The sequence below is a fragment of the Sphingobium sp. genome, assembly GCF_049304695.1.
GTDB lineage: Bacteria > Pseudomonadota > Alphaproteobacteria > Sphingomonadales > Sphingomonadaceae > Sphingobium.
Window position 1 is genome coordinate 49,513 of record NZ_JBAQOK010000067.1, and the last position, 10,035, is coordinate 59,547.

A 10,035-nucleotide genomic window follows, 5' to 3' on the forward strand; every position below is an offset into this window, starting at 1 on the left:
ACCATGCGTAAGTTCAACATCACCATCGCGGCGCTCGCCAGCGCGAGCGCCATCGCGCTGACCGCACCGGCCATGGCGCAGGATGCCTCGCCGCAGGCGGCAGCCGAGGATGCCAATTCCGACATTATCGTCACCGCCCAGCGACGGCAGGAAAAGGTGACGGAAGTGCCCATTTCCATCACCGTCGCCAGCCAGGCGCAGTTGGAACGGCAGCAGGTCAACAACCTCAACGACCTTAACCGCATTGCTCCGGCACTGGAAATCCAGTCGGCGCCGAGCCAGAATACCGGCGGTGGCGGGTCCATCCGCGGCATCGGCACACAGAGTTTTTCGCCCGGTGCAGTCGCGTCGGTCGGCGTCGTCGTCGATCAGGTGAGCCAGGGCAACGCCAACATCTCCGATCTGTTCGATGTGTCGCGCATCGAAGTGTTGAAGGGGCCGCAAGGCACATTGTTTGGCCTGACCACCTCGGCCGGCGTCATCAACATCACCACCAACGCGCCCGACCCAACCCAGTTCAGTGGCCGGTTGCGCACAGAAGTGTCCGATCAAGGAACGGCAGGCTCCAAATATGGCCAGCAGGTCATTCAGGGCGTCATCAACGTGCCGGTCAGTACCACCAGCGCGCTGCGCGTGTCGGGCATGGCGAACCTGCGTCAGGGCGTGAACCGCAATGCGACCACGGGCGACTGGAACGACGTCAACCGCTACGCCGTGCGTGGCCGCTATCTGTGGAACGTCACCGATGATTTGACTTTCAACCTGCTGGGTGACTGGTCGAAGGGTTCTGCCGAAAATGGCGGCGACTTCTTCACCTTCCTGTCGAACACCCCGGCCAACACTGCATTGCTCAATAGCTGCGGGATTACGCCTGGCGAGGGGAATCAGGATTTCTGCATCGGCAATGGTCTTCGCAGCCGGAACGAGAGCTGGGGTGGATCCGCGCAGCTGGAATATGATGCTGGACCGCTGACACTGACGTCCATTACCGCGTATCGCAAGTCGGAGACCAGCACAGCCACTGGGGGCAGCATCTACCGTGCCGACCCCTTGGCATCGACACTGCGCAGCGGGCCTACGGCAAGCAATATCCGCTTGTTTACGCAGGAATTCCGCGCGTCATCCCCCAGTAATTCGACGTTTGAATATACCGTGGGCGCTTTTTATTCGAACCAGAAGACGGTGCAGCAGCCTGAGCGCTTCACCATTTCGGTCCGTTTGCCCAATGGTGTCGTGATCCGTCCGGTGGATTCGCCTGGCGCGCTCAACGAAATCACCGATGAATCGCTGGCTGTGTTCGGTCAGGGGACGTTGCACGCGACGGACAGCCTGCGGGTGATCTTGGGCGGTCGCTATACCGGCGGTCGCCTGTCGCTGGATCGCACCGATGCGGGCAACGGGGCGAAGAGCTTCCAAATCCTGAATGTCGATCGCGTATCGTGGCGCACAGGCCTGCAATATGACGTCGCCCCGTCGTTGATGGCTTATGCAACCGCGTCGCGCGGATTCAAGGGCGGTCAGATCGCGGTGCCGACCGCGCCGTTGCTGCCCTACGTCGTGCAGCCCGAAGTGCCGATGTCCTATGAAGGCGGCGTAAAGGCGACCCTGTTTGGCGGCGCGGTGCTGGACTTCAGCCTGTTCTACAGCAAGATCAAGAACTTCCAGGCGCAGGAATGTATCGTCAATCCCATCACGGCTCAGCTGGTTTGCGCACAGACCAACATTGACGGGGTCAAGACGCGAGGTGCGGAAATCAATCTGTTCGGTCGTATTTCGGACCGCCTGTCGTTGAACACCGGCTTCATTTATACCAAGGCGACCTATCCGGGCGGATTCATCGGTAATGATGGCTCGAATATCGGCGGCAAGCAGCTTGCCTATTCGCCGCGCTACAAATTCACCCTGTCGGGCGAATATGAGCAGCCACTGACGTCCGGTCTCAACGGCTTCCTGGCAGCCGACACGATCTGGAAATCACGCATCCGCTACCAGAACACGTCGCGCACCGAAGAAACCTTCCGCCCCCACTGGACGGTCGGCGGGCGCGTGGGCGTGCGCAGCGAGGATGAACGCTATTCGGTGGGCCTGTTCGTGCGCAACCTGTTCAACGTCAACGAACCTTCCATCCTGCAAAGCAATTTCGGGTCGGGCCTCGGCGTGATCTACGGACCGCAGTCCTTCCGCCAGGTTGGCCTGCAACTCGACGCCAAGTTCTGATGCAACTGGGCATGGCGGCGTATCGGACGTCGACATGCCCTGTTCGTTTGAACCGGTGCGGCTAGGATAGAGCGCATGAGCAACATCAGACATGCAATAGCAGCCATGGGGACAGGCCTTGGCCCTGACGTCTTGGTGCAATGCCGCGCGCTGTTCGACGCTGAACAGTCCGCCCTTCAGGCCGCTGTTCTGGTCACGCAGGGGGACATCGCCTATGGCCCGCATGACCGGCACCGGCTGGATATCTACGCGCCGGCGGACGTTACTGGACCTGCGCCGGTGCTGGTTTTCGTCCATGGTGGAGGGTTCCTGAAAGGCGACAAGGGCGGGACCGATGCCTGGCCCAACGCCAATGTCGGGCGGATGGCAGCGCAGGCGGGGTTTGTCGGTGTGGTCATCAACTACCGGTTGGCCCCTGATCATATGTGGCCCGCCGGCGCGCAGGATGTGGCGGCGGTGGTGGCATGGCTGAAGGACAATGCTGCGCAGCATGGCGGCGATCCCGACCGGATCGTACTTGCCGGCACATCTGCTGGAGCGGTGCATGTCGCGGCCTATCTGAAACTGGTAGGGGACGCGGGCATTTGCGGCGCGGTGCTGCTGTCGGGCCTCTATGGCTATACCCCGCTGGATGACCGCGACCTGGCTTATTATGGCGATTCGGCGTTTTATCCCGATCGGATGCCGATGGATGCAGTAGCCGCGACGACGCTGCCGATGCTGATCGCCTGCGCGCAATATGACCCGCCACGTTTCCAGGCGGAGTTCGTCGCGCTGATGCAGGACCGGTTGGCGCGGCACGGTGGGTTGCCGCGTGCAGTCATCATGACCGGGCATAATCATTACACGATGCCGATGCACCTTGGCACCGCCGACCGGCGGCTGGCCGATGAGATTTGCGCCTTCGTGCGCGACATAAGCAATGGAATAGGGGAGATGATGTGATGCTCGATCGCAGGACGATGCTGGCGGCTGGAATGGCAGCGGCAGGCGCGATGGCAGCGCCAGCGATTGCCGCGCGCAAGGCTGCGGTGAACCCCGCCTTCCCCAAGGACTTTCTATGGGGTGTGGCCACCGCGCCGCACCAGATCGAAGGCAATAATATCGCCAGCGACCTGTGGTTTCTGGAAAATCAGCAGCCCACCATCTTCGCTGAACCTTCGCGCGACGCCTGCAACAGTTTCGCGCTGTGGGAAACCGACCTCGACATCGTCAAGAATCTGGGCCTGACCTGCTATCGCTTCGGCATCGAATGGGCGCGGATTGAGCCCGAAAAGGGCTTGTTCAGCCAAGCGATGCTGGACCATTATAAGGCACTGATCGAGGGTTGCCGCGCGCGCGGGCTGGCCCCGGTGGTGACGATGAGCCACTTCACCGCGCCACGCTGGTTCAGTGCGCAGGGTGGCTGGACCAACCCGGAAAGCGCGGAATTGTTCGCGCGCTATTGCGACCGGGCAATGCGGGCGCTGGGCGCGGGCATCCATAGCGTCATCACCTTCAACGAACCCAACATCCTCTTGCTGCTCAAACCCATGTTGCCGCCGCAGGTGTGGGACATCCAGAAATTGACGCTGGAAACGGCAGCGAAGCGCTTGGGCGTGCCGAAATTCGTGTCCGCCAATGTCGCGGGGGTAGAAGATCTACCTGCGCTGCAAAAGGGAATGCTCGCGGCCCACAAAGCTGGCAAAGCCGCGATCAAGGCGGTACGCGCCGACCTGCCCGTTGGCTTCTCGCTGGCGATGATGGACGATCAGGCCGTGGGCAAGAACAGCATCCGCGACGCGATGCGGCAGGAACTTTATGGCGCATGGCTCGAAGTCGCCAAGACCGACGATTTCCTGGGCGTGCAAAATTATGAGCGCGCGCTGTGGACGGACAAAGATCGGCTGCCCGCCCCCAAGGGGTCGGTGGTCAACTGGGGCGGAACGGAAGTATGGGCACCTTCGCTGGCGGGTGCGGTGCGCTATGCCCATCAGGCGACAGGGGTGCCGATCCTGGTGTCCGAACATGGCGTTGGCACGACCGACGACAGCGTGCGTCAGGCGTTCATTCCAGCCGCGCTTGCTGACCTGAAAAGGGCGATCGACGATGGCGTCCCGGTGCTGGGCTATTGTCACTGGTCGCTGCTCGACAATTTCGAATGGATCTTTGGCTATAAACCTAAATTCGGCCTGCACAGCGTCGATCCGGCGACGTTCGTACGGACGGCTAAGCCAAGCGCGGCGGTCTATGGCGCGATCGCGCGTCGCAACGCTCTGTAAGCGCGCATGATGGCGACCGCCAAGCTCTCGATCCGGCGTGAGGCAGGCGTCAGTTTCGCTATCAATGCGGCACTGAGCCTTGCCTTCTTTCTGGCGGTGTTCGGAATAGCGGTGCGTCCGCTAGGATGGGCCGCGCCCGACGCACTGGGGCTGGACTTCATACCGCAAAGCATCGCGGTATCGCTGATGAGTGCGTTGGTCCCCGCATTGATCGCGCGCAGGCGGCTCTCGCTGGCGGTGCCGGTCCGGGCGATCGTCTTGCGGGCGTTCGGTTGTGCGTTGGCTGGCGGTGCCTTGGGCGCCGGGCTTGCCTTGGCGACGACGCAGGCGGATCTTCCCGCCATAGACTGGGGTGCGGCTCTGGGCCTGAAGCTACTTTATGGCGGATCCCTCGGCGCCTCGATAACAAGCCTGATATTAGAGAGGATGACCCGATGAAATCGCTTTCCCTGGCTTTGGCGCTGGCCATCGCAACCCCTGCCATGGCGCAGCCCGACGTCAAGATGACCAGCGTGTCAGCGCCCGACCAGAGCGCGGCGATCCCGCTCTATCCCGACCAGCCGACGGTCAAGGCGGAACAGGATGAGCAATGGTCGCGGATGCAGGTGACGATCGGCACCAATGCCATGGACAATGTCATGGTCCGCAACGTGGTTCGCCCGACGATTACCCCCTATCTGCCTGACGCCGCCAAGGCGACGGGCGCGGCGGTCATCGTTGCGCCTGGCGGTGCATTCCTGTCGCTGTCGATGACAGGCGAAGGAAGCGACGTTGCACGCTGGCTGGCCGATCATGGCATTGCTGCTTTCGTCCTCAAATATCGGCTGAATGAAACGCCGCGCGATGACCGCGCGTTTCTGGCCATGATGGGCGCGCGTTTCGCCGACGCGGCCAAGCCTGGCGCTGTCCGCACGATCGAAGAACCACGCGCAACGCAGGATGCGCTCAAGGCGCTGGCGATCGTGCGCAACCGCGCAGCGACCTATGGCATTGATCCGGCCCGCACCGGGATGATCGGCTTTTCGGCGGGGGCGATGACGACGCTGAACGCCACGCTGGAGGGTAAGGGCGATCAGCGCCCCGCGTTCATCGGCTATATCTACGGCCCGATGACGGACGTCGCCGTGCCCGTCGACGCGCCACCGATGTTCAGCGCCATCGCCATGGACGATGGCCTGTTTAAGCGGCAGGGCTTTGCCATCGTCGAAGCATGGCGCGAGGCGGGCCGCCCGGTCGAACTCCATGCCTATGAGCGGGGCGATCATGGCTTTGGCGCGGGCAAGCCGGGCACCACCACCATAGGCTTGATGCCGCAATTTTTTGCCTGGATGGAGGCACGCGGCCTCCTGTCCAAGCGCCCCTGACTGCAAGGATTGTGCCTATGCCCAAAACCGTTCGCCTTGCCCTGCTGGCTTGCGTCGTCTTTGCCTCGCCATCGCTGGCCGACGATCTGGCCGACGGCTTCGCTAACCCGCCCCAGTCGGCGCGTCCGCGCGTCTGGTGGCACTGGATGAACGGCAATGTGACGAAGGACGGGATCGACAAGGATCTCGACTGGATGGCGCGCATGGGCATTGGCGGCGTCCAGAATTTCGACGCCAATCTGATGACCCCGCAAATCGTACCCGACCGGCTGACCTATATGACGGACGGATGGAAAGACGCGTTCCGCCATGCGGTAAAGACCGCTGACGCCAAGGGACTGGAATTCGCCATCGCTGCATCGCCTGGCTGGAGCGAGACGGGTGGCCCGTGGGTGGGGCCGCAAGACGGTATGAAGAAGCTGGTCTGGGCGGAGGCCGATTTGCGCGGTGGTGCGCGGTTTGCGGGCCCGTTGCCCTTGCCGCCTTCGGTCATCGGCACGTTTCAAACTGCCCGGTCCCATGAAGCCCAGGATGGCTTCCTCGCAAAAGGCAAGCCGATCGAGCCGCTCTATCGCGATGCGAAACTGCTGGCCTATCCCATGGCAGCGGCATCGCTACCGCGCCCAGCCGCGATGCAGGGCGATGGCAGGGCAGTTGCGCTCGACGCGCTGACTGACGCGGATATGGAAAGCACGGTTGCGCTGTCGGTCGGCTCCGATGCACAAGCGGGCACGCTGATATTGGATTATGGCAAACCCGTCACGGTGCGCGCTGCAACCCTCTACATTCCCAACGCGAAGCCACCCTTTCGTGATCCGCTGTATCAACCGGTGCTGGAAGTTGAGCAGGACGGCCGATGGCATCGACTGGGCGATTTCCCGTTGGGGGAAGCCAGCACGACGATCGGCTTCGACGCCGTCACCGCGCGCCGTTTCCGCCTGATCCTCAGCCTCAACACCGGCCCCAAAACGCCTGCCCTGGATGAAGGCGCCCCCGGCGCGATCAAGATCGATATCTTCGCTCAGGAGAAGACGCCGACCTTGGCGATCGGCGATTTCCGCCTGCATGGGGAAGCGAAACTGGACCGGTTCGAGGCGAAGGCGGGCTATACCATCCTGCCCGATTATGGCGTGTTGAAGCCTGTGGGCAACGGCGAGACGGTTGATCCAGCCAAGGTCATAGACCTGACCGACAAGCTGCGCGCCGATGGCACGCTGGACTGGACCGCGCCCAAAGGAAGCGATTGGCGGATCGTACGGATGGGCTGGTCGCTGACCGGCAAGACCAACCACCCCGCTACGCCCGAAGCCACGGGGCTGGAGGTCGACAAATATGATGCCGCCGCCGTGCGCCGCTATCTGGAAACTTATCTCGGCATGTATCGGGATACGGTGGGTGCGGACTGGATCGGCAAGAAGGGCATCCGCGCGCTGCTGACGGACAGTATCGAGGTTGGTGCGGCCAACTGGACCCCGCGCATGGTCGAGGAGTTTCAGGCATGGCGCGGCTATGACCCGGTGCCGTTCCTGCCCGCGCTGACCGGCGCAATCGTGGGATCACCCGTGAAGAGTGACGCGTTCCTCCATGATTTCCGCCAGACGCTGGCCGACCTGATGGCCGACGCACATTATGGCACGGTGGCCAAGGTTGCGCACGAACATGGCCTGACCGTCTATGGGGAAGCACTCGAAAATGGTCGTCCAGTGCTGGGTGACGACTTGGCGATGCGCGCCCATGCCGACGTACCGATGGCGGCCATGTGGACCTTCAACCGCGGCGGCAAGCCTCGCCCGACGCTGATCGGCGACATGAAGGGCGCGGCATCGGTCGCGCATATTTACGGCCAGAATATCGTATCGGCCGAAAGCATGACTTCGGCCTTTGCGCCATGGGCATTTGCACCTTCGGACCTTAAGCGCGTCATCGATCTGGAATTCGCGTCGGGGATCAACCGGCCGATCGTCCACACCTCCGTTCATCAGCCAGTGGATGACAAGGTGCCGGGCCTGAGCCTCATGATTTTCGGTCAATATTTCAACCGGCATGAAAGCTGGGCGGAGATGGCCAAACCCTGGGTCGATTATATGGCGCGCACCGGATATCTGCTCCAGCAGGGCCGCGACAGCGCGGACATCGCCTATTTCTATGGCGAGGATCAGCCGATCACATCGCTGTTCGAACATGGCGTGCCGGGCGACCTGCCGACGCGCTACGCCTATGACTTCGTCAATGCCGAGATATTGGCAAAGCAGCTGACTGTCGAGAGTGGCGAACTAGTGGCAAAGAGCGGCGCTCGCTATCGGGCTTTGTATCTGGGCGCGTCGAGTAAGGTGATGACCCTACCGACATTGCGCCGGATCGCTGCGCTGGTCGATGACGGCGCGACGGTGATTGGCATGGCACCGCAGCGCGCGCCAGGGCTGTTGGACGATGCATCAACGTTCCAGGCGCTGGCGGACCGGTTGTGGGCCGGGTCGCTGAACGCCAAGGGGCGCGTGATCGCGAACACCGATGTCGAGGCGGCATTGGCAGAAATCGGTGTCGGCCCTGATTTTCGCATCACGGCTGGCGCGGCAGACACTGACTATCGTTTCGTCCATCGCAAGCTCGCCGATGGCGATCTGTATTTCGTCAACAACCGCACCGACAAGGCTGGCCGGATCGAGGCGCGGTTCCGCGTAACGGACCGACAGCCGGAAATCTGGCGCGCGATCGACGGCAGTGCCGCGCCGGCTTCTTACCGGACCGAGGGTGGTGAGACCATCGTCCCGCTGGATGTGGGGGGTGAAGATGCCTTCTTCATTCTGTTCCGCAAGCCTGCGAGAAGCGTGGCGCTGACCTTGCCAACCAAGACAGCACGCCGCGTCGGAACGATCGACGGTCTCTGGGTGGTGGGTTTTCAGCCAGGTCGCGGTGCACCCGGACGAATCGAGATGCCTGTTCTCACCCCTTTAGAAGCCAGCGCCGATAATGGAATCAAATATTTCTCCGGCATCGCCAGCTACGCCAGTCGCTTCACCTTGCGAAAGGGCGAGAAGCCCGGTCGATCGCTATGGGTCGATCTGGGCAAAGTCGGCGACATAGCCGAGGTGCGGGTGAATGGGCAGATCGCCGGAACAACATGGTTCCCGCCATACCGTGTCGACATCAGCGAACTGACGAAGACGGGCGAGAATCAGATAGAGGTGAAGGTCGCCAATCTGTGGGTCAATCGCCTGATTGGAGACCAGCAGCCTAGCGCACAAAAGATTAGCTTCACGGCGGCACCAACTTATCAGCCGCACGCACCGCTGCGTCCATCAGGGCTGATCGGTCCGGTCACAATATTTTCAGAGCCATAAGGTGGAAACCCATCCCAAACGCGACGGTGATCATGACGGTAAGCGCGACGTCGACTTAATATTCGCGTTTGAGTTTGTCATATCGGATAGAGATTTCGTGACCGCCTCGGTCTGAAGTGATTGCTGTTTGAAAGCGATATCGACATTTGATATGAAATGGTAAGTCTCTACAAGATTTCGACAGTGTGCAGCCATTGAACTGAACGTTCAAGCAGTTGCCATTTGTCAGCATAGCGTGGCGTTGTTGGATACCTGCATAATCGCTACCTTTCTACTGGTACCTGGCCTTGATTTGTGGACACATGGGCATCAAAAAACGAAAGCGCGGTCGTGTCGCGAGTGATAGCGTAGGTTTTACGGAGTTCCTGCACCGATCGATTACACGCTAATCCTACTCTTGGACGAGACGTGACTTCAATCGCTTGACTAGCAATGGGTGTTCGCAAGGTGAGCTGATTTCAAGCGGCAATGACTGATTTTGCCGACAAGCGCCATTGGGCGATAGCCGCGCGATGGCGGCTTTGTCCCAACCTTTGCCACAAATCTGCCTATCGGCGTTGCCGACCGGGCGCTCACACCGTTTGCCCATATAGGAAAGAAGCCCCGCCGGAGTAGATACAACGGCGGGGCCAAGGTTCAGGGAGGGCCGCTCTGGAGGGGGTAGAGCGGCAGTCATGAACGCCACGGCAGATGGAAAGCCGTCACAGGGCATAATGTTACCGACTACGGTGGGGCGTTTCGCGCCGCCGGCGCGACCCTGCTCTATGTCGCTGCGCGCCACCGAGCCACGCGTGCCGCGCGTCTCGTCCCGTTCGGGTGACGATCAGTAACGCAAGGGGGGCGGTGCTATAC

6 protein-coding genes are annotated in these 10,035 nt (G+C 61.5%); all 6 read left to right on the forward strand.

Going from position 1 to position 10,035, the window contains the following annotated elements; all coding sequences use genetic code 11:
- The first annotated feature begins 3 nt into the window (after positions 1 to 3).
- The 6 genes from WA070_RS11205 (at position 4) to WA070_RS11230 (ending at position 9,183) form a co-directional block, all read left to right on the forward strand.
- A complete protein-coding gene (locus WA070_RS11205) occupies positions 4 to 2,217 on the forward strand; it encodes a TonB-dependent receptor (RefSeq protein ID WP_422634025.1) in 2,214 nt (737 codons plus the stop codon).
- Between the two features lie 75 nt (positions 2,218 to 2,292).
- Positions 2,293 to 3,162: an alpha/beta hydrolase gene (locus WA070_RS11210; RefSeq protein WP_422634026.1), complete on the forward strand. Its 870-nt coding sequence runs from the start codon at positions 2,293 to 2,295 to the stop codon at positions 3,160 to 3,162.
- Positions 3,162 to 4,478 (forward strand): family 1 glycosylhydrolase, encoded by a 1,317-nt coding sequence (locus tag WA070_RS11215; RefSeq protein WP_422634027.1) that lies wholly within the window; start codon positions 3,162 to 3,164, stop codon positions 4,476 to 4,478. The genes WA070_RS11210 and WA070_RS11215 overlap by 1 nt, the downstream gene beginning before the upstream one ends.
- A gap of 6 nt (positions 4,479 to 4,484) precedes the next feature.
- The gene (locus WA070_RS11220) at positions 4,485 to 4,916 is read left to right on the forward strand and encodes a hypothetical protein (RefSeq protein ID WP_422634028.1); all 432 of its coding nucleotides are present in this window, start codon (positions 4,485 to 4,487) and stop codon (positions 4,914 to 4,916) included.
- A complete protein-coding gene (locus WA070_RS11225) occupies positions 4,913 to 5,842 on the forward strand; it encodes an alpha/beta hydrolase (RefSeq protein WP_422634029.1) in 930 nt (309 codons plus the stop codon). The genes WA070_RS11220 and WA070_RS11225 overlap by 4 nt, the downstream gene beginning before the upstream one ends.
- A 17-nt stretch (positions 5,843 to 5,859) precedes the next feature.
- The gene (locus tag WA070_RS11230; protein ID WP_422634030.1) at positions 5,860 to 9,183 is read left to right on the forward strand and encodes a glycosyl hydrolase; all 3,324 of its coding nucleotides are present in this window, start codon (positions 5,860 to 5,862) and stop codon (positions 9,181 to 9,183) included.
- The last annotated feature ends 852 nt before the right edge of the window (positions 9,184 to 10,035 follow it).

Excerpts from the sequence above, each read along its gene's own strand:
- WA070_RS11205 (WP_422634025.1), top strand. The coding sequence starts at position 4 with ATGCGTAAGTTCAACATCACCATCGCGGCGCTCGCCAGCGCGAGCGCC.
- WA070_RS11220 (WP_422634028.1), top strand. The coding sequence starts at position 4,485 with ATGATGGCGACCGCCAAGCTCTCGATCCGGCGTGAGGCAGGCGTCAGT.
- WA070_RS11225 (WP_422634029.1), top strand. The coding sequence starts at position 4,913 with ATGAAATCGCTTTCCCTGGCTTTGGCGCTGGCCATCGCAACCCCTGCC.
- WA070_RS11215 (WP_422634027.1), top strand. The coding sequence starts at position 3,162 with ATGCTCGATCGCAGGACGATGCTGGCGGCTGGAATGGCAGCGGCAGGC.
- WA070_RS11230 (WP_422634030.1), top strand. The coding sequence starts at position 5,860 with ATGCCCAAAACCGTTCGCCTTGCCCTGCTGGCTTGCGTCGTCTTTGCC.
- WA070_RS11210 (WP_422634026.1), top strand. The coding sequence starts at position 2,293 with ATGAGCAACATCAGACATGCAATAGCAGCCATGGGGACAGGCCTTGGC.